The following is a 19,839-nucleotide window of genomic DNA, read 5'->3' on the forward strand; positions in this document are numbered from 1 at the left end:
AGGGGTTGTAAACATGAATATAAAACGATCGTTCAAGCTAATGGCTGCTTTTTTGAGTGTTTTATTTGTATTTGCGAACTTATTATTTCCACTTCAAAAAGCATTCGCGGAAGTTATGGATCATACAAAGTATGAAATGGATTGGAGTTATAGTAAGTCAAAGAAGAAACCAATTCGAACAGAGCTTATAAAAACAGCAGATGGTAAAATTGCCTTTTGCTTAAATGTAGATTTGAAATCTCCGAGTGGTCAAGATTTACCAGAAATGGGGAAAGTGGATGTTAATGTGTACCGTGTACTATTGAATGGATATCCACAAAAGAGTCCACAAGAATTAGGTGTTTCTGATTGGAGAGAAGCACATTATGCAACGCAGCTTGCGGTATGGAATGCGTTAAAACAAATCGATATTAATGATTTGGATTTCCGAAATAAAAATGTAGAAAAGGTAACGAAAGATATCGTTGCAAAAGCAAATGCGAGTGAAGAATTACAAGAAATTACGATGAGCGTCGTACCAGCAGAAGAACAACAAGCAGTATTGAAAAATGATTTCTTTGAAACAGGTTTATATACAGTAGAAACAAACGCGAAAAGTGGAACGTATAAAGTGCAAGCAACAGGTGCACCAGCGGGCGCGAAGTTTGTAAATGAAAAGGGCGAAGCGAAAACTGAATTTAATGTAGGAGAAAAATTCCGCATCTTAATTCCAAAACAAACACCAGCTGGTGGATTTAGCTTTAAAGTAATAGGGGAATTAACGAAGCTACAAGGTATCGCGCATAAGGGTACACCAACAATTCAAAATGCAGTTGTATTACTTGAGCGAAGTGAAGAAAAAACAAGTCCGGAGTTATCGGTAAGTTGGAAAACTGCAAATGGTCATGATAATAATAAACCACATACTCCAAATGAACCGCATAAACCGAATCAAAAGAGATAATAAAAAAGCATTGGCCGTGTGCCAATGCTTTTTATATGAATGATAAAATTATATTAGGGAAATTTAATGCGGGATAAAATTACTGTTTATACAGTTCAAACTCTATTTAGAAATAATATAAATATATTAAAATTCAAACGTTACAATTAATAGATTGTATTCACGAAATTGTAACATTATTCTGATTGGAAAGGCTATCAAACAGTGTAGAAAGCGTGTAAAATTCAGTTGGAAAAACTACCTATAGATGGTCATATATGAAGAAAATGTAAGTTTATATTATTATTCATAACTTTAGATGTATAGATGACAATACTGAAAATATATCTTTTACTATTCTCTTTTTTATGTAGAGAGAACTCATCACAAGTAGAGGGAAGTGGGGAGGATACGTTACATAAAAAATTTTATAATGTAAGAAAGCGAATACATGGAGAGGGATGCGGTAGTAATTGATACAGGTGCGCGAGGTGTTAGTCTATTCACTAAATGTTTTTATAAAAATAATAGGATGTTTTGTTAAATGAATATATATAGGATAGTTTCTCTAAATAAAGGAATAGGGGACACAGATTATGTCGAAGAAAAAGAAGAGTAGGGTATTAGTAGCTGGAATTTGTATATCTACATTATTATCGCCAGTAGCTTTCGAAGCATCGAAAGGATATGCAGCACCTTTGGAAGAAAATAAAGGTGGAAAATTAGAAGAGGTAAAAGAGAATAAGTTTGAGCAGAGAGTATTTCAGTTGCCGGGGAAAGGTAGCGTGGAAGAAGAAAATAATCGTTTAAGAGTTACTTGGAAACTTTCCGCTAATGAGCCGACTGGAATTTATGCGGCACCAAATGAAGAGATTACAATTGACATAAAAGGAACGCAGACTATTCAGGCTTTCATAGGAACGAGATCTTATGATGAAAAGGACCCAGAAAAGTTTGATTTAAAACCAGGGAAAAATGTTATTTCATCTCCAAGAGGCGGTATTTTATATTTTTATAATATGAATAACGAAGGAGAAGTAACGGCTTCAGTTACGAATGGTGGTAGTCACTTCCCTTTATTTATTTTAGGTAAGCATACGAAAAAAGATTGGGATGAAATGTTAAAAAAATATAAGGATCCTTATGCAGTGGAATTAAAAGGTGAGAGAAGTTTAATTACTGCTAGTCCGAGCTCTATACAAAAGTTTATGAAAAACACAAACCCGATAGAGTTAATGAAATTGCATGATAAGATTATTCGAATAGAAAATGCAGTAGCAGGATTATCTGAGGACGGTGTTGGGGTTGCGAAATCTCCAATTCATTATGCTCAGTTTGTTGAGAAACGGAAGCCTGCTGAAGATGACTTTATGTTTGCGAAAAATTATCATACAGGATATATCCCGACGGCAATGAATAGAGTTTTAGATATAGAGGTGCTTGAAAAGGATGGATGGGGACCATGGCATGAAGTTGGACATTTACATCAGCAAGAACCTTGGAAGTGGTCTAAAGTAAGGGAAGTCACAGTAAATATTTACTCATTAGCTGTTCAAAAGGCGTTAGGGAATCAATTAGAAATGGATGAGCACTATAAAAACTCATTTGAGTATTTAGAGAAACCTAAAGCAGAAAGATTCATTGATGACATTAATCCTCTTACAATGTTTTGGCAATTAAATGTAGTGTATGGAGAACATTTTTATCCTAGGTTACATCAAGCTTATCGTTTGTTACCTCAGAGTGAAATGCCTGCGTCTGATGAAGAGAAAAAGCAGCTATTTATTTATATGACATCAAAAGTGGCAGGTCAAAATTTAATTCCTTTCTTTGAAGAGTGGGGATTAACACCAAATGATGATATTAGAGAGAAAATAGAAAAATTAAATTTACCTAAATTAGAAAAAGAAATCTGGAAAGCTACAGATAGTAATGATATTCGTGAGAAGCAAGTTGAACCGTATAAGGTTCCATATGGTGAACCTGCTAATGAGGTGCAAAACCTTTTAGTTGGTACAGATTCTGACGAGAATGAAGCAAGTAAACTTGTTCAAAATTTAGGTGAAAATGTAAAAGTAACAGGAAAGATGGTATGGCCTAAATTAGAGAATGGGAAACAGGAAGTGTTAGTAGAAATTGAGGATGAGAAAGGAAATAAAAATTCAATTCCTGTCCAAGTTAACGGAGTTTATGATGACAGTATAGTTTTTCAAGGACTTTCAGATGATGTAATGTCGACAGTGACACTTCACCACAATGAGAAGAAATTAAATGTAAACTTTACTAATAATGAAATACATTATCGTTTTGAAAAAGAAGAATATATGGGTTTAACGCTATATGATCGAAATGGGATTGAAAAGAAACGTGTATCAGCAGAAGGACAAGAAACGGGAAAAAGATTTGCGATGGAACTAAATGAATTGGATTTTGAATATGGTGATGTAGTAAAAGTATTCCACGCAGAACCAGGCCGTTTGAAGTGGTACAAAAATAACGCACTTGTAGATCAAGGGAAAGTTAAAAATAAAAAAGAGAAATTATTCCAAATTACTCAGCAAGGCTTCGAATTAAAAGATAGTTTACAAGAAGTGACAGCAGTACCGCAAAAGGTAGTAGTCGGAGTGGATGTAGACAAACTGGATCCGAAAGAATTCGTACAAGTAAAAGATGGAGAAGTGGTTGGTTTTGCAGAAAAACCAAATACATCAAAAATTGGAGAACAAAAAGTAAAAGTAGAGACGAAGGATGCTTTTGGAAATAAGAAAATAACAGAAGTGTCACTTGAAGTAATTTATGGAAATAGCATTGCATATGTAGGGTATAACAATGAAATTGCTTCAGTTATAACATTAAAGCATGATGAGAAGAAATTACATGCAACTGATATGAATAAACAAATTCATAAATACTTTGATAAAGAACAATATATGGGAATCACTTTATACGATCAAAATGGAACGGAGAAAAAGCGTGTAACAGCAGAAGGACAAGAAACTTCAAAGGACTTTGCAGAACAAGTGAATGGAGTGCAGTTTGAGTATGGAGATGTTGTGACAGTATTCCACGCAGAACCGGATCGTTTGAAATGGTATCAAAATAATACCCTTACTGGTCAAGGTGAGAAAAAAGGGGCAAAAGAACTATTCTTCAAAGTGACAGAAAAAGGCTTTGAGAGAATGGATATGTTGCAAGAAGTAACAGCAAAACCACAGCAAGTAGTAGTAGGAACAGGCGTTGAAAAGTTAGACGCAAAAAACTTTGTTGAAGTAAAAGATGGAGAAGTAATTGGATTTGTAGGGAAACCAAATACAACAACAATCGGTGAGCAAAAAGTAAAAGTAGAAACGAAGGATCGTTTCGGAAATAAGCAAGTGACAGAAGTACCGTTAGAAGTAATTTACGGTGATAGCATTATGTTCTTCGGTACATGGCATGGTGGAACAAATATTAAATCGATTGTGACATTAAACCATGAAGAAAAGAAATTTAGTACAACAAATTCAGAAGGCCCAATGCATACTTCATTTGCAGATGAAAAATATATGGGAATGACTATATATGAAGAAAGTGGAAAAATGAAGAAAGATGTATCTATAAAAGCATCTGAGAATACGAAAGTATTCGCAGAACAATTCAATGGCATGTCGTTCGAATATGGCGATATAGTCAAAGTGTATCAAAGAGAGTTTGATAGACTTAAAGTGTACAAAAAGAATGAATTCGTGGATGCGCAGTATGGGGTTCATGAAGTATTCTTTAAGGTTACGGAACAGGGCTTTGAAAAAATGGCAGCTCAACAAGAAGTCAAAGCAGTACCGCAAAAAGTAGTAATTGGAACAGATAGCGAAACGCTAGACGCAAAGAACTTTGTTGAAGTAAAAGATGGGGAAGTCGTTGGTTTTGTGGGGAAACCAGATACGACAAAAATTGGTCAGCAAACAGTGAAAGTAGAAACGAAAGATCGTTTTGGCAACAAAAAAGTAACAGAAGTAGCATTGGAAGTAACGTATGGAGATAGTCTTGTATACAAAGGGCTTAGTGACGTAATTCGTTCTATTGTAACGTTCAATCATGAAGGGCAGAAATTACATGTAACGTATACAAATGAACAAATTCATAGCTACTTTAAAAATGAATTATATATGGGAATTACACTATATGATCAAAATGGAGAAGTGAAAAAGCATGTAACAGCAGAAGGGCAAGAAACTTCAAAGAATTTTGCTGAGCAAGTAAACGGCACTTCATTCCAGTATGGAGATGTAGTGAAAGTGTATCATGCCGAATCAGGTCGTTTAATTTGGTACAAAAATAGTGAGTTAGTTGGAAAAGGAGATAAGAAAAAGTTTAAAGAAATTTCCTTTAAGATTACTCCAAATGGTTTAGAGCAAGTGCAATAATAGAAAAAGCTCGTAAAACATAATGTTTTACGAGCTTTTTTCTATTATTCAGCTTCAGAAACGACTGTGAAGCGTTCGTTTACGTGTTTTGGAGTTTCAATTTCATCAAGTGCAGCGACTGCGAAGTCTTCGTAACTTACGTAGCTATCACCTTTTGAGTTAACAAGAAGGTTGTCTTTACCAGCTGTATAAGAACCTGTGCGTTTTCCTAATGCGAATAGTGCAGAAGGGCTGATGAATGTCCAAGTGATATCGTTTGTTTGTTGTAAGATTTCTAAGTTTTTCCCTTGGTTTTGAGCTGTTGCAAGGTATTCATTTGGGAAACCTGGCGTATCAAATACACGTGTTGTTTTCTCTTCGTCTACAAATAAGCTTCCAGCACCACCAACTACAAGTAATTTTGTGTTTGGTGCACCTTTCATCGCTTCAATTAGTACATTTCCTGCATCTACGTGAAGGTGTTCTTCGCCTGCTGGAGCGCCGAAAGCATTTACAACTACGTCAAATGCCTGTAGGTCATTAGATGTAAGAGAGAATACATCTTTCTCTAAAACTTTTACGTTTTCTTCTGTAATTTTTGCAGCGTTTCTTACGATTGCAGTTACTTCATGTCCACGATCTAATGCTTCTTTTAAAATACGACTTCCTGCTTTACCAGTTGCTCCGATGATTCCGATTTTCATAATAAATCCCTCCAAAGTGTTTTGTTAAAGTGTATATCTGAAAGTAAATGAATTTGTTGTAATTAGGTTTGTTACAACCTGATGTAATCATTATAGTTACAGGTCGGTGTTTTTGTCAATGGGATAGTTTGTAGATTTACTTTTTATTTTAGTATGCACAGTTAGAGGGAGGAGAGTCATAAAGATATTGTTACTTCGTGTCTGGCTAATATTTGGAAATTGCAAATTGTCGAAAAATGTTGATTTTTAAATGTTTTTTAAATATAATTCGTTTTATGGAGAAAAGGAGGGGGTTAATTGTATGAATATTTTAGAGCAATTTGTTTCATCAACGAATACAATTCTTTGGTCATATATTCTTATTGCAATGTTAATTGGTTTAGGTCTTTATTTTTCTATTAAATTGAAATTCGTACAAATTACTCATTTAGGGGAAATGGTTCGACTAATGAGTGATGGATTAACTGGAAAGACGCGTAAAAAAGGTAGTGTATCTTCTTTCCAAGCGTTCTGTATGAGTTCAGCAGCTCGTATTGGAATCGGGAATTTAGCTGGTGTAGCATTAGCTATTTCAATGGGTGGACCTGGCGCGGTATTTTGGATGTGGGTTATTGCAATTATCGGAGCGTCTTCAAGTTTCGTAGAAAGTACTCTTGCGCAAATTTATAAAATAAAAGATGGCAGTGGCTTCCGTGGTGGTCCTGCTTATTATATGGAAAAAGGTTTAAATAAACGTTGGATGGGAATTTGGTTCTCTATCCTTATTACAATTAGTTATGGTTTAATTTTTAACTCCGTACAAGCGAATACAGTGACATTAGCGTTTGAAAATGCATTTGGTTTAGAGCGTTATATTGTTGGAATTGCATTAGCTGCATTAGTTGCGGTTATTATTTTTGGCGGTGTAAAAAGTATCGCACGTATGTCGGAAATGATTGTTCCGCCAATGGCGCTTATTTATATTGCGGTAGCTATTTTTGTTGTCATTAAAAACTTCTATTTAATACCAGATGTGTTTACTGAAATTTTTAAAGGTGCATTTGGTTTAGATTCAGCTGTAGGTGGCGGTATCGGTGCTGCAATGAAGTTTGGTATTCAGCGTGGCTTATTTGCGAATGAGGCAGGTATGGGTAGTGCGCCGAACGCGGCAGCAACAGCTGATGTAACGCATCCAGCAAAACAGGGTTTCATTCAAACAATTGGAGTGTTAGTGGATACATTCTTAGTATGTACATCAACAGCATTTATCGTACTGTGTTCTGGTGCATATAAGGCAACAAATTTAGAAGGTATTGAATTAACGCAAAATGCATTAAGTTCACAAATTGGCCCATGGGCAAGTAGCTTCTTAGCGATTATTATTTTCTTATTCGCTTTCAGTTCACTTCTAGGAAACTACTATTATGGTGAAACGAATATTGAATTCATTAAACAAAGTAAAACTTGGTTAATGATTTACCGTATTGCGGTAGTGGGAATGGTATTATTCGGTTCTGTTGCGACGCTTAAAGTCGTATGGAATATGGCAGATTTATTTATGGGTCTAATGGTAATCACAAACTTAATTGCGATTACGCTTCTTGGGCGATTTGCATACGCTGCATTGGCAGACTATGTAAGGCAAAAGAAACAAGGGAAAGATCCAGTCTTCAGTGCAGATTCTATTCCTGGTTTAACGAATACAGAGTGTTGGGATAAGCCGGCTGTAACGGATAAAGAAAAAGCGGTGTAATGAAAAGGCGAGCGTCGAGATAAATTTGATGCTCGTCTTTTTTTATTGTAGTAAATGATGAAAAGGGTGAGAGGGAATTATTAATATAACTTTGTTTGTTCATTATTCTCGTTATTTGTAGAGAGTGCACTGTCTTAAAAGTAGGACTGGTCGAATGGGATGATTGATTGAGTGTTGGATACATGCACGTACTGGTTATATTTTCACGTGGGAAACATACATGTTAAGTGATTTAACGTACTCATGTTATAAAACCTAACATAAAGTTCTTGATTACTAAAAGTTTTTAGAATATAATTTTCTTATTGTTAGGAAGAGGGGGCAATGCGATTATGGATTTTTTAACTAATGTAATTGGGGATATAAATAATGTCCTTTGGTCATATGTCATTATTGCAATGTTAATTGGGTTAGGACTGTACTTTTCGTTTCGTGTGAAATTTGTCCAAATTCGTTACTTCGGTGAAATGATTCGATTGCTTGGGGACGGGGCAAGTTCGAAAACGAGGAAAGCACAAAAAGAGAAGAGCGGTGTATCATCGTTCCAGGCTTTTTGTATGAGTACAGCTTCTCGTGTAGGTACTGGTAACTTAGCTGGTGTAGCTATCGCAATCTCAGCAGGTGGACCAGGAGCAGTATTTTGGATGTGGTTAATCGCGGTAATTGGGGGTGCTTCTGCATTTGTAGAGAGCACATTAGCGCAAATTTATAAAGTAAAAGATGGGAATGCATTCCGCGGTGGCCCAGCGTATTATATGGAAAAGGGTTTAAAGAAACGCTGGCTAGGGGTTGTCTTCTCTGTTCTAATAACAGTTAGTTTCGGATTAATTTTCAACGCCGTGCAGTCAAACACAGTAGCGGCAGCTTTTGATGGAGCATTTAACACAGATGGTAAGTTTGTAGGTCTGTTTATGGCTGGTTTACTGGCAATCATCATCTTCGGCGGAGTAAAACGTATTGCACGTGCAGTTGAAATGATTGTTCCAGTAATGGCAATTATATATGTAGCAGTGGCATTATTCGTTGTTTTAACAAACATTACGGCAATTCCATATGTATTTAAAGAAATTTTCTTACATGCTTTCGGAATTAAAGAAGTAGTAGGCGGAGGATTAGGGGCTGCGATTTTACTAGGGGTAAAACGTGGATTATTCTCAAATGAAGCAGGTATGGGTAGTGCGCCGAACGCAGCTGCGACTGCAAACGTAACGCACCCAGTTAAACAAGGTTTCATTCAAACTCTAGGGGTATTTACAGATACATTATTAATTTGTAGTTGTACAGCATTTATCATTCTTTTATCAGATGTGCATAATGCAGCTGATCTAAATGGTATTCAATTAACGCAGCAAGCATTAAGCCAACATATCGGACCATGGGCATCTATATTTGTAGCAGTTGCAATCTTCTTGTTTGCATTTAGTTCATTAGTAGGTAACTACTACTACGGTGAAACAAATATTGAGTTTTTAAATGGAAGTAAAGTGTTACTAAATGCTTATCGAATTGCTGTACTTGGTATGGTTATGTTAGGATCTGTAGCAACAATTCAAATCGTTTGGGATTTAGCAGATTTATTCATGGGGATTATGGCTATTATTAACTTAGTTGCGATCGTATTCCTTTCTAAGTATGCTTTTGCGGCACTAACAGATTACATTAAGCAAAAGAAACAAGGAAAAGATCCAGTCTTCTATGCGGAGTCTATTCCAGGTTTGAACGATACAGAGTGCTGGGATAAGCCAGCAGTAGCTGATAAAGAAAAAGCAGTATAATGAGGTGAGCATCAAGTAAAACTTGATGCTCATTTTTTTGTTTTATCCTGCTATTTGTGAGGTTCGATTAAAGTTTTTTAAAAAGGTAAAAGACGAACATTCATGAGTGTTTTATAATAAAATGTAATTTTTTTAAGAAAAGTGCGGATATGAGTTGTGATTTATGTTAGAATGGAAAATGCCTTTGAAACAAGAGTTTTTATGATCTTTCCTATCCGATTGAAGGTTTTAGAGGAGAAATGGAAAGTTCGGATTATTTCTTATTTTGAGTGGTCAGACGTTCAACGTTAATGAAGAGTTAAATGGAGGATTTTATTAATGAAGTTTGTTATGTTTCTTGTAGGATTGCTCGTTGTATTCGTACTCGGTTTTCTTATAAGTGCCGATCGAAAGAAGATTAAGTATAAACCAATCGCAATCATGCTTGTTATTCAGCTAGTGTTAAGTTATTTCTTATTAAATACGCAAGTTGGTTATATTTTAGTAAAAGGAATTTCAGATGGATTTGGCGCGCTTCTTGGATATGCAGAAGCTGGAATCGTTTTCGTATTTGGCGGTCTTGTTAATAAAGGAGAGGTTTCATTCTTCTTAACAGCGTTATTACCGATCGTATTCTTTGCCGTTTTAATCGGAATTCTGCAACACTTTAAAATTTTACCGATATTTATTCGTGCTATTGGTACGTTGTTAAGTAAAGTAAATGGTCTAGGTAAACTAGAATCATATAACGCAGTAGCAGCTGCTATTGTTGGGCAAGCAGAAGTATTTATTACAGTAAAAGATCAATTAAGTAAAATCCCAAAACATCGTTTATATACATTATGTGCATCTTCCATGTCGACAGTATCCATGTCAATCGTCGGTTCTTATATGAAAATGATTGAACCAAAATATGTAGTAACAGCACTTGTATTAAATTTATTTAGTGGTTTCATTATTATTCATATTATTAACCCGTACGATATTACAGAAGAAGAAGATACACTGAAATTAGAAAATAAGAAAAAACAGTCATTCTTTGAAATGCTAAGTGAATATATTATGCTTGGTTTCACAATCGCGATCACAGTAGCGGCAATGTTACTTGGTTTCGTAGCATTAATTACAGCAATTAATAGCTTGTTTGATTCCATGTTCGGTATTACATTCCAAGCTATTTTAGGATATATTTTCTCACCATTAGCATTCGTAATGGGTATCCCGCAAGCAGAGATGGTAACAGCGGGACAAATTATGGCAACAAAATTAGTATCAAACGAGTTTGTTGCGATGCTTGATCTTGGAAAAGTAGCTGGTGACTTATCGGCTCGTACAGTTGGTATTCTTTCTGTATTCCTTGTATCATTTGCGAACTTCTCATCAATCGGAATTATCGCAGGTGCAACGAAAGGTATCGATGAAAACCAATCAAACGTTGTATCATCATTCGGTCTACGCCTTGTATACGGTGCGACATTAGTAAGTATTCTATCAGCGATTATCGTTGGTGTTATGTTATAAAAAAGATGGTCCTAGCTTATAGCTAGGGCTATTTTTTATGGCAAATTTGCATGAAAAAACCAATTGATTAGGAATATATTAACATATAAAAATCTTTTAAAATTTATATTGCATTTCGATTAGATAACGCTTACAATTTGATTTGTAGGTGGTATCAATTTCAGACTTTCAAGTATGGTAGGGGAGAAGAAGCTACCTTTTATAAATTGCAATTTATGTAAACGCTTACTGATTTTAGATAACAGTTGAATAGTATTTAGGGGTTTTAAATTTTTTTAACATCAATGGTCAGACGTCATTCGTTATACGTTGTACGACCGATAATTCGTGGGAGAAGTGGAGGATTCACATATGAAAATCGTAATGTTTCTAGTCGGTTTACTTGTAGTATTTGTACTAGGGTTCCTTATCAGTTCAGATCGTAAGAAAATTAAATATAAACCAATTGCACTTATGCTAGTCATTCAATTGGTACTTGCGTATTTCTTACTAAATACAAAGGTCGGATTTGTATTAGTAAAAGGGATTGCAGATGGGTTTGGCGCTATTTTAAAATTTGCGGAAGCAGGGGTTAATTTCGTATTTGGTGGTCTAGCAAATGATGGACAAGCACCATTCTTCTTAACAGTATTATTACCAATTATTTTCTTAGCAGTACTAATTGGGATCTTACAACACATTAAAGTATTACCGATTATCATTCGTGCAGTCGGTTTCCTATTAAGTAAAATTAACGGCTTAGGAAAACTAGAATCATATAATGCAGTAGCAGCTGCAATCGTTGGTCAAGGTGAAGTATTCATTACAGTAAAAGATCAACTAAGCAAATTACCAAAAAATCGTTTATACACACTTTGTGCATCTTCTATGTCAACAGTATCGATGTCAATCGTCGGTTCTTATATGAAAATGATTGATCCAAAATATGTAGTAACAGCACTTGTATTAAACTTATTTAGCGGATTCATTATCGTTCATATTATTAATCCATATGACGTGAAAGAAGAAGACGATATTTTAGAATTACAAGAAGATAAAAAACAAACATTCTTTGAAATGTTAGGCGAATATATTATGCTTGGTTTCTCTATCGCTGTAACAGTAGCGGCGATGTTAATCGGTTTCGTAGCATTAATTACAGCAATTAACGGTGTATTCGATTCAATTTTCGGAATCACATTCCAAAGCATTTTAGGATATGTATTCTCACCATTAGCATTCGTAATGGGTATTCCAACATCAGAGATGCTACAAGCAGGACAAATTATGGCAACGAAGTTAGTAACGAACGAATTCGTTGCGATGCTTGATCTTGGAAAAGTAGCTGGCGATTTATCAACTCGTACAGTAGGTATTTTATCTATCTTCCTTGTATCATTTGCGAACTTCTCATCAATCGGAATTATCGCAGGTGCAACGAAGAGTATCGATGGCAAACAAGCAAACGTTGTATCTTCATTCGGATTAAAACTTGTATACGGTGCAACGTTAGTAAGTATATTATCAGCGATTATCGTTGGGGTTATGCTTTAATAAAACGGTATAGAAGTCGTTTATCTCTTGCCTAGAGGGATGAACGACTTTTTTATTTTGGTATGATAAGTAAGGGAGGATTAAGTTGAAAGAACGGGATAGTTTAAGGGAGTTTGATGAGATTATGGAGGGCATTGATCAATTAACTGGTAAAGATGCTAGAACCTTTTTGAAATTCATACATGGATATTTAAGCATAGTAGAAGAAGGCGATGGGATGTTTACTCAGAGTGATTTTGTTGAAAAGGTTTCAGGGATTTATAAGAAGGATTTGGCAAAGGTTATTCAGCTGAGAGAAGAAATAAAAAAATCACCTTAATACATTCATTAAGGTGATTGGAATACTACTCAGCTGGAGGCGTAAATGTACGTTTCTCTAATTCAGCATCTAGCATAAATAATGCGTTTGAATCGCTTGTAATACGTTTTAATTTTTGGATGATACTATCGAATGAAGCTTCTTCTTCTACTTGCTCATCAACGAACCATTTTAAGAATGTAATCGTTGCGTGCTCACGCTCATCCCAAGCGATATCAGATAGGTTGTAAATACGCTTCGTTACTTCACGTTCGTGCTCAAGTGCCACTTCAAAAGCGTTCAGTACAGATTCATATTCATTATTCGGATTATCAAATCCAGTAACAATAGCACGCTCACCACGGTCGTTAATGTAGTTGTAAAGCTTCATTGCGTGGAAACGCTCTTCTTCAGCTTGTACAAGGAAAAAGTTAGCGAATCCATCATAGCTTTCAGCTGTACAGTAAGCAGCCATCGCCATATAAGCATGGGCAGAGTAAAATTCAAAGTTCATTTGATCGTTTAATGCGTCGTGCAATTTCTTAGATAACATAAAATCCCCCTTAGTATTGTGACAAGAATATTATACCATAATTGATAATATTCTCATTTGGATGTCTCGAACCTTTTCGAAAGCTTTGTGACGTGAGCCTCCATAATGTCTTGTAAATCTAAATCATATTTTTGTGAAAGAATAATAAGATTAGATAGTACATCACCAAGTTCTTCTTTTAGTTCCTGTTTTAGCTCTTCTTCTGTTTTCACTTCTTCATCAGGGCGATCACGACCAATTTCAATGGCGCGAATAACACGTGAAACTTCCCCGACTTCCTCAGTTAAGAAATTTAAGCGAATAAAGGCATTATATTGTGACCAGCTTCGTTTTTCGTAAAATTCCTCCACCCATCTTTGAAATGTGACGATATCCATTTCTTCCTCATCCCTTCAATATGTTGTACAATGTTTATTGTATCATAACAATATATAGTTTCGGGGTGTAGGAATGAGAAAGATTTGTGTGTTTGCAGGTTCCAACTTAGGGGAGAGACCAGAATTTAAAGAGCAGGCAATAGCGTTAGGGGAAATGTTTGTTGAGAACGACTATGAGCTCGTATACGGCGGTTCATGCGTCGGATTAATGGGAGAAGTAGCAAATGAAGTTCTTCGTTTAGGCGGACGTGTAACAGGTGTTATGCCGCGCGGTCTATTCCGAGGAGAAATTGTACATACAGGGTTAACAGAATTAATTGAAGTAGAAACGATGCACGAACGTAAAGCGAAAATGGCAGAGCTTGCGGATGCTTTTATTGCGCTGCCAGGCGGATACGGAACGTTCGAAGAGTTATTTGAAGTTGTATGTTGGTCACAAATTGGTATACATAATAAGCCGGTTGGTTTATTAAACATTAAAGATTTTTACGGGCCAATCCTGCAAATGGTTGAACGCGCAGCACAAGAAGGGTTTATGAACCCATCGAATAAAGATTTGATTGTTTCAGCTGAGACGGCAGATAAACTAATTCATGAAATCCAAAATTACGAGCGTCCTGTTTTAGGAACGAAGTGGAAACAGTTATCATAATACAAATTTATCCCGCTTTAATGGGCAGTAAGACCCCCCACCTCAAAATGCAGCGAAAGCAAAGAAGTTAGGTGGGGGATCAACTGCCCATAAAAGTCCGATTGGTTCAACTAATAATCAGTGGGGGATGAAGAAAACCCCCACTGATTAAAGTTTCACTTTATAGAGATTTTCGGAAACACGTGTCATTTTATCTTGAAAAGGCATGTGTTTTTAATTTGGTTAAATATATTAATGTTGAGATATGATGTTTTTGGAAAAGGAGAAACAGATGGAGGAGTTTGTGTATTTACGTCCTGTTTTTAAAAGTATATTAGCAGCGTCTATTCTTGTTATGCTAATTGTTTCAACACAGAAGAAAGAGCTAATTAATGAATTTTCGCTTTGGTTTATTTCGATATTATGTATCGGCGTTTCTGCGATAACGTTGTTTATGTCTGGGTTTATCGTTGATGAGTATAATTTAAGTGGAGATGCAGTGTCGTTTGATATGTTTATTGGGATTGTTGTGATTAGTGGTTTGAACTTCATTATTTACTATAGACGGAAATAACAAGGAAGGCATTCCATATTACTTTGGAATGCCTTTATCACTTTTATTATTTTGTTTCTTATACAGGTACCAGCCACCCCAGCCGCCACCAATTGCTACAACAACGAGGAAAGCGTAGTCTTTTACCTCGATACGTATATTGAAAATATTAGCTATAAGTAAGACAATCCCAACTGTTATTAACGCAAAAAATGCTCTAATTAAGTAGTCTTTCAACTGAACCACTCCCGCCATTTAAGTAGTAAATGATGAATATGGAAAAGCTTTTGGATCTATTTTACTAAAAGGTTTTACCTGTATTTTAACATAAAAGGGATTGTAATATATTGATAAAAGTAAAGGAGAGGGGCGCTGATATCGTCGTGATTTGTCGATAAGTCGATATCCTGTGTCGAATCGTTGATATATTGTGAGTTATCGTCGATATATTTGAAAAACCGTTGATATAATTTCATGTACCAGCATGTGCGACCACTCCATAGAAAAAAAGCGACTCTGAACGAGCCGCTTCCGCTTTAAAGGTGATGATATCCAGCTCCAGCGGCTAGAATCTCCGGTCATTTCGCTCTCTCGCTCGAAGCAAAAAGCGCTTCAAGGTCGAGAGCTCCAATGCCCTGCGTTTCTGAGCAAGCCGCTTCCGCTTTAAAATCTATTATTGATTCAAGAACGCACGTAGCATCCAAGCGTGTTTTTCTAGTTCTGTGTAGATGCCTAGTAATAGGTCAGATGTCATTTCGTCGTCAGAGTTTTGAGCGATTTCCATGCCTTTTTTCAGTTCGACTAGCATCATTTCGTAGTCTTTCATGATTGCTTCAACCATTCCTTCTGCAGTTTCTCCGTAAGCTGCTTCTTGAATAGTAGATATTTCTAGGTATTCTCTCATAGTCGCTACTGGTTTACCACCGATTGCTAAAATACGTTCTGCAATTTCGTCGATGTGAGTAGCTGATTCTGTGTATAGTTCTTCGAATTTCTCATGTAATGTGAAGAATTGAGGTCCTTTTACGTACCAATGGAAGTTGTGTAATTTTGTGAATAAAACGCTCCAGTCTGCTACTTGTTTGTTTAATACTTCGATTACTTGTTTGTTCATTATGATCAATCTCCTTTTGAGTTGTTATGTGATATCAATTACTAATTTATAATTATTATAATCTAGTAATTCGTATAAATCAACCCTTTTGCTGGAATTAATTTGAACAAATTATGAACTGTTATAAATAAAAATCCCTATTACGGTGAAGTAATAGGGATTTTGTTTGATATAGCTCTTGTTCTAAATGAGCCGCATCCGCTTTTAATTATTAAACAGCCTTTTGCTTCTCTTCTACATCCTGTCCATCCCAGCACTCTGTATTCTGTAAGCCAGGGATAGAACTTGCAACGAAAACAGGATCTTTTCCTTGTTTCTTTTGCTTAATATAGTCTACTAATGCTGCGTAGGCGAATTTGCTTAGGAATGAGATGGCAATTAAGTTTGTGAATACCATTAGTCCCATGAATAAATCAGCTAAGCTCCAAACTGTTTTAAGGGCAGCGATCGATCCGAAAAATACCATTCCGACAACTGCAACGCGATAAATCATTAACCATGTTTTGCTTTCTTTAATGAATGCGATGTTTGTTTCACCATAATAGTAGTTTCCTAGTAAAGAACTGAATGCGAATAGGAAAATAATAATCGCTAAGAAAGTGCTTGCCCACGGTCCGATTTGTGAACTTAATGCTTGCTGTGTTAATTCAATCCCTTCTAAATTTGATCCTTTGTAAAGTCCAGAACATAATACGATAAACGCTGTTGATGTACATACTAAGAATGTGTCTACGAACACTCCTAGTGCTTGAACAAGTCCTTGTTTTACAGGGTGAGATACATCTGATGTTGCTGCTGCGTTAGGAGAGCTACCCATACCTGCTTCTGTCGCGAATAGACCGCGCTGAATTCCGAACTTAATTGCTGCACCGATACCACCAGCGATAGCTTGGTCTAAACCGAATGCACTGTTAAATATTTCTGAAAAAATGCTTGGTAACATATTGAAGTTGTTAATAACGACGAAAATTGCGACACCAATATAAATGATTGCCATTGGAGGAACAATTATTTCTGTAATACGTGAAATGCTCTTAATACCACCAAAAATAATAACTGCAACTAATAAAGCTAATAGAGCTCCTACGAGAGTTCGCTCTAGTCCAAAAGCATTTTCAAACGCTATTGTTACTGTATTTGCTTGTACAGAATTGAAAATTAATCCGTACGCAACTGTAATAAGAAGTGAGAACCAAACACCCATCCAGCGTTTGTTTAATCCTTTTTCCATGTAATATGCTGGCCCACCACGGAACCTGCTTCCATCTTTTACTTTATAAATTTGTGCGAGCGTACATTCTACGAAACTAGTAGCTGCTCCAAGGATAGCGATAAACCACATCCAAAATATTGCGCCAGGTCCACCCATTGAAATGGCTAATGCTACACCGGCTAAATTCCCGATACCGATACGTGCTGCTGCACTTAAGCAAAATGCTTGGAATGGGGAGATGCTATCTTTCTTTTTTTCTTTTCGATTAAATCCTTTACTAATTAAACCGACCATCTCACCAAAATGAGTAATTTGGACAAATTTCAATTTAAAAGAGAAATAAAGACCGAAGCCGATTAGCATTGCAATAAGAATATATGACCATAAAATATTATTCGTTACCTCAAGGAATCTGCTAAAGATATCAACCATATAATACACTTCCTTTTTTTCGTAATAAGAAAATTATATGCAAAAAATATACGAGAATCAATTTTTCTAAAAAATTATGTTACTTAAACGTATTATGTGTTATGATTATGTTACATCGTAATATTTTTAGAATTATTTACATTTTAAAAAACTAAATGTAAAGCAAGAAAGAGGGGATAATTTGAAAGAAGAAACTTTATTGAAAGTAAGCCTTAAAAGTTTAAAAATGAGAAGTAATATATTTTTTATCATTACATCTGTAAGTATCTTTTTAGGAGCCACTTATTATTACAATAAAAGATTTCCAAATCACATGTATCCTGAATGGTTAGAATTTCTAAAGTTGATTGGATGAATAAAAGACAGAAAAACAGAAAATTTAAATAAAAAATGTTGTGGAGGAGCTAAATATGAATATTAGAGAAAGTGAACTTCCAGGTATTGGTTATAAGTTTCAAATCGTTACGAAAGGTAACGAAAAGATGGTGATTGTCATTCATGATGACGGGCGTAGAGAAATGTATCATTTTGATTCAGACCATGAAGAAAGTATCTCAAGTATTTCATTACGTGACTCAGAGGCAAGACAAATTGCAGCAATATTAGGCGGAATGGTATATAAGCCTAGAGCATTAGAAAATGTTGAGATGGTCTTTGAAGGTTTAGCGATTGAGTGGTTCAAAGTGGAGAATGCAGCTCCAGCAATCGGGAAAACAATTGGTGATCTGGAAATAAGAAAAACATATAGCGTAACGATCATTGCAGTTATGAAAAAGAATATGAAAAAGCTATTTAATCCAGGGCCAGAAACAGCAATTGAAGAAGGCGATATGCTTGTAGTTTCTGGTGAGAGAGAAGAAATTAAAAAAATTATTAATGAGTTACTTTCGAATAGGGGGACTGACTAGATGGATACGTTAATTTTTGAAGTTGGTACAGCGTTAGTATTAGTTGCAATTGCGGCAGTAATTGCTGGAAAGTTTAAATTCTCAGTAATTCCGTTTCTGATTGTTCTTGGGATGTTAGTGGGACCACATGCGCCGACAATAGGTGTTATCGATTTCAAGTTTATTGAAAGTGCAAGTGTCATTTCCTTCCTTGGACGGATTGGGGTTCTGTTCCTTCTGTTCTATCTAGGATTAGAATTTTCGATGAAAAAACTAATTAAATCTGGACGTTCTATTGCGATTGGCGGGACGATTTATATTTTAATTAACTTTTCACTTGGGTTATTATACGGATTTATAATGGGATTCCCTTTACTAGAAATCTTAATTATTGCGGGTATTATTACGATTTCTTCTAGTGCTATTGTTGCTAAAGTGTTAGTGGATTTAAGAAGAACTGGTAATAATGAAACCGAATTAATTTTAGGGATTATTATGTTCGAAGATATATTCCTTGCTGTATATTTATCAGTTGTATCTGGTTTAGTTCTAGGAGATCATGCTTCCTTCCTAGGTGCTCTTACTTCAATTGGAATTGCTTTAGGATACATGCTTCTATTCTTTATTGTAGCTAGGAAGGCGACGCCTTTATTAAATAAATTGCTCAATATTAGTTCAGATGAAATTTTCATTATTGTAGTATTTGCTTCGTTATTCTTTATTGCAGGTTTCTCGGAAACAATTCACGTTGCCGAAGCAATTGGAGCACTTCTTTTAGGATTAGTTTTCTCTGAGACAGAGCATAGTGACAGAATTGAACATCTTGTTGTTCCATTTAGAGACTTTTTCGGAGCTATTTTCTTCTTCAGTTTCGGATTAAGTATTGATCCGTTTTCATTGGGCGGAGCGATATGGTTAACGTTAGGTGCTGTCCTTCTTACAATCATCGGAAACTTTGTTGCAGGGATGATTGCAGGGCGACAAGCTGGATTATCTCATAAAGCTTCAACAAATATTGGATTAACAATCGTTTCAAGAGGAGAGTTCTCCATCATTATGGCCAATATCGGTATCGCGGGTGGTTTAATGTCAGTCTTGAAACCATTCTCAGCACTATACGTGCTTATACTATCGATCTTAGGTCCACTTCTGACGAAAGAGTCAAAGAATGTATATAAATTTTTAAATAAAATCTTTAAGTGGGATACGAAGGCTAACTAAATTAAAAAAATA

At 35.7% G+C, this 19,839-nt stretch carries 17 protein-coding genes; 11 read left to right on the forward strand and 6 right to left on the reverse strand.

Annotated elements, in window-relative coordinates; translation table 11 throughout:
- Window positions 1-13: 13 nt before the first annotated feature.
- Together MR115_RS25600 and MR115_RS25605 are read left to right on the forward strand one after the other, a co-directional pair.
- Window positions 14-943 carry a thioester domain-containing protein gene (locus tag MR115_RS25600; RefSeq protein ID WP_242243190.1) on the forward strand — a complete coding sequence of 310 codons (930 nt, stop codon included), beginning with the start codon at window positions 14-16 and terminating at the stop codon, window positions 941-943.
- Window positions 944-1,518: 575 nt separating this feature from the next.
- Entirely contained in the window at window positions 1,519-5,325 is a 3,807-nt protein-coding gene (locus MR115_RS25605; RefSeq protein WP_242243191.1) for a putative mucin/carbohydrate-binding domain-containing protein, read from the forward strand.
- A gap of 44 nt (window positions 5,326-5,369) precedes the next feature.
- Here MR115_RS25605 and MR115_RS25610 read toward each other — a convergent pair whose 3' ends face one another.
- Entirely contained in the window at window positions 5,370-6,008 is a 639-nt protein-coding gene (locus MR115_RS25610; protein WP_242243192.1) for an NAD(P)-dependent oxidoreductase, read from the reverse strand.
- A 301-nt stretch (window positions 6,009-6,309) separates the two neighbouring features.
- On the opposite strand from MR115_RS25610, the gene MR115_RS25615 reads away from it, so the two are divergent.
- The 5 genes from MR115_RS25615 to MR115_RS25635 all read left to right on the forward strand — a co-directional run bounded on the left by MR115_RS25615 (window position 6,310) and on the right by MR115_RS25635 (window position 12,867).
- Entirely contained in the window at window positions 6,310-7,740 is a 1,431-nt protein-coding gene (locus MR115_RS25615; protein ID WP_242243193.1) for an alanine/glycine:cation symporter family protein, read from the forward strand.
- Between the two features lie 332 nt (window positions 7,741-8,072).
- Complete coding sequence (locus MR115_RS25620) at window positions 8,073-9,515, forward strand: alanine/glycine:cation symporter family protein (protein WP_242243194.1); 1,443 nt, start codon at window positions 8,073-8,075, stop codon at window positions 9,513-9,515.
- A 318-nt stretch (window positions 9,516-9,833) separates the two neighbouring features.
- Window positions 9,834-11,015, forward strand: coding sequence for a NupC/NupG family nucleoside CNT transporter (locus tag MR115_RS25625; RefSeq protein ID WP_016085638.1), 1,182 nt, complete (start codon window positions 9,834-9,836; stop codon window positions 11,013-11,015).
- A gap of 351 nt (window positions 11,016-11,366) precedes the next feature.
- Window positions 11,367-12,548: a NupC/NupG family nucleoside CNT transporter gene (locus MR115_RS25630; RefSeq protein ID WP_098870180.1), complete on the forward strand. Its 1,182-nt coding sequence runs from the start codon at window positions 11,367-11,369 to the stop codon at window positions 12,546-12,548.
- A gap of 85 nt (window positions 12,549-12,633) precedes the next feature.
- A complete protein-coding gene (locus MR115_RS25635) occupies window positions 12,634-12,867 on the forward strand; it encodes a hypothetical protein (RefSeq protein WP_242243195.1) in 234 nt (77 codons plus the stop codon).
- 25 nt (window positions 12,868-12,892) lie between these two features.
- On the opposite strand, the gene MR115_RS25640 is transcribed toward MR115_RS25635, so the two are convergent.
- A complete protein-coding gene (locus MR115_RS25640; RefSeq protein WP_063261728.1) occupies window positions 12,893-13,399 on the reverse strand; it encodes a ferritin in 507 nt (168 codons plus the stop codon).
- Window positions 13,400-13,452: 53 nt separating this feature from the next.
- On the reverse strand, window positions 13,453-13,776 hold the full coding sequence (locus MR115_RS25645) for a MazG-like family protein (RefSeq protein WP_242243196.1): 324 nt from the start codon (window positions 13,774-13,776) through the stop codon (window positions 13,453-13,455).
- A 73-nt stretch (window positions 13,777-13,849) separates the two neighbouring features.
- On the opposite strand from MR115_RS25645, the gene MR115_RS25650 reads away from it, so the two are divergent.
- Together MR115_RS25650 and MR115_RS25655 are read left to right on the forward strand one after the other, a co-directional pair.
- A complete protein-coding gene (locus tag MR115_RS25650) occupies window positions 13,850-14,428 on the forward strand; it encodes an LOG family protein (protein ID WP_255864101.1) in 579 nt (192 codons plus the stop codon).
- Between the two features lie 271 nt (window positions 14,429-14,699).
- The gene (locus tag MR115_RS25655; protein ID WP_242243197.1) at window positions 14,700-14,981 is read left to right on the forward strand and encodes a hypothetical protein; all 282 of its coding nucleotides are present in this window, start codon (window positions 14,700-14,702) and stop codon (window positions 14,979-14,981) included.
- An 18-nt stretch (window positions 14,982-14,999) separates the two neighbouring features.
- On the opposite strand, the gene MR115_RS25660 is transcribed toward MR115_RS25655, so the two are convergent.
- From MR115_RS25660 to MR115_RS25670, 3 genes are all read right to left on the reverse strand, one after another.
- Window positions 15,000-15,197: a hypothetical protein gene (locus MR115_RS25660; protein ID WP_064473123.1), complete on the reverse strand. Its 198-nt coding sequence runs from the start codon at window positions 15,195-15,197 to the stop codon at window positions 15,000-15,002.
- Between the two features lie 436 nt (window positions 15,198-15,633).
- Window positions 15,634-16,074 carry a Dps family protein gene (locus MR115_RS25665; RefSeq protein WP_061678982.1) on the reverse strand — a complete coding sequence of 147 codons (441 nt, stop codon included), beginning with the start codon at window positions 16,072-16,074 and terminating at the stop codon, window positions 15,634-15,636.
- Between the two features lie 211 nt (window positions 16,075-16,285).
- Complete coding sequence (locus MR115_RS25670) at window positions 16,286-17,719, reverse strand: alanine/glycine:cation symporter family protein (RefSeq protein ID WP_242243198.1); 1,434 nt, start codon at window positions 17,717-17,719, stop codon at window positions 16,286-16,288.
- Between the two features lie 410 nt (window positions 17,720-18,129).
- On the opposite strand from MR115_RS25670, the gene MR115_RS25675 reads away from it, so the two are divergent.
- Window positions 18,130-18,627, forward strand: a complete 498-nt coding sequence (locus MR115_RS25675) for a cation:proton antiporter regulatory subunit (protein ID WP_048528229.1) — start codon at window positions 18,130-18,132, stop codon at window positions 18,625-18,627.
- Window positions 18,628-19,827, forward strand: coding sequence for a cation:proton antiporter (locus MR115_RS25680; RefSeq protein ID WP_000380217.1), 1,200 nt, complete (start codon window positions 18,628-18,630; stop codon window positions 19,825-19,827). It begins immediately after the preceding gene.
- Window positions 19,828-19,839 lie beyond the last annotated feature (12 nt).

Source organism: Bacillus cereus group sp. BfR-BA-01309 (genome assembly GCF_022664315.1).
Taxonomy (GTDB): Bacteria; Bacillota; Bacilli; order Bacillales; family Bacillaceae_G; genus Bacillus_A; species Bacillus_A mobilis.

What these genes read in the sequence shown, in the direction of transcription:
- MR115_RS25600 (WP_242243190.1), top strand. Translation starts at nt 14, where the DNA reads ATGAATATAAAACGATCGTTCAAGCTAATGGCTGCTTTTTTGAGTGTT.
- MR115_RS25605 (WP_242243191.1), top strand. Translation starts at nt 1,519, where the DNA reads ATGTCGAAGAAAAAGAAGAGTAGGGTATTAGTAGCTGGAATTTGTATA.
- MR115_RS25610 (WP_242243192.1), bottom strand. Translation starts at nt 6,008, where the DNA reads ATGAAAATCGGAATCATCGGAGCAACTGGTAAAGCAGGAAGTCGTATT.
- MR115_RS25615 (WP_242243193.1), top strand. Translation starts at nt 6,310, where the DNA reads ATGAATATTTTAGAGCAATTTGTTTCATCAACGAATACAATTCTTTGG.
- MR115_RS25620 (WP_242243194.1), top strand. Translation starts at nt 8,073, where the DNA reads ATGGATTTTTTAACTAATGTAATTGGGGATATAAATAATGTCCTTTGG.
- MR115_RS25625 (WP_016085638.1), top strand. Translation starts at nt 9,834, where the DNA reads ATGAAGTTTGTTATGTTTCTTGTAGGATTGCTCGTTGTATTCGTACTC.
- MR115_RS25630 (WP_098870180.1), top strand. Translation starts at nt 11,367, where the DNA reads ATGAAAATCGTAATGTTTCTAGTCGGTTTACTTGTAGTATTTGTACTA.
- MR115_RS25640 (WP_063261728.1), bottom strand. Translation starts at nt 13,399, where the DNA reads ATGTTATCTAAGAAATTGCACGACGCATTAAACGATCAAATGAACTTT.
- MR115_RS25645 (WP_242243196.1), bottom strand. Translation starts at nt 13,776, where the DNA reads ATGGATATCGTCACATTTCAAAGATGGGTGGAGGAATTTTACGAAAAA.
- MR115_RS25650 (WP_255864101.1), top strand. Translation starts at nt 13,850, where the DNA reads ATGAGAAAGATTTGTGTGTTTGCAGGTTCCAACTTAGGGGAGAGACCA.
- MR115_RS25655 (WP_242243197.1), top strand. Translation starts at nt 14,700, where the DNA reads ATGGAGGAGTTTGTGTATTTACGTCCTGTTTTTAAAAGTATATTAGCA.
- MR115_RS25665 (WP_061678982.1), bottom strand. Translation starts at nt 16,074, where the DNA reads ATGAACAAACAAGTAATCGAAGTATTAAACAAACAAGTAGCAGACTGG.
- MR115_RS25670 (WP_242243198.1), bottom strand. Translation starts at nt 17,719, where the DNA reads ATGGTTGATATCTTTAGCAGATTCCTTGAGGTAACGAATAATATTTTA.
- MR115_RS25675 (WP_048528229.1), top strand. Translation starts at nt 18,130, where the DNA reads ATGAATATTAGAGAAAGTGAACTTCCAGGTATTGGTTATAAGTTTCAA.
- MR115_RS25680 (WP_000380217.1), top strand. Translation starts at nt 18,628, where the DNA reads ATGGATACGTTAATTTTTGAAGTTGGTACAGCGTTAGTATTAGTTGCA.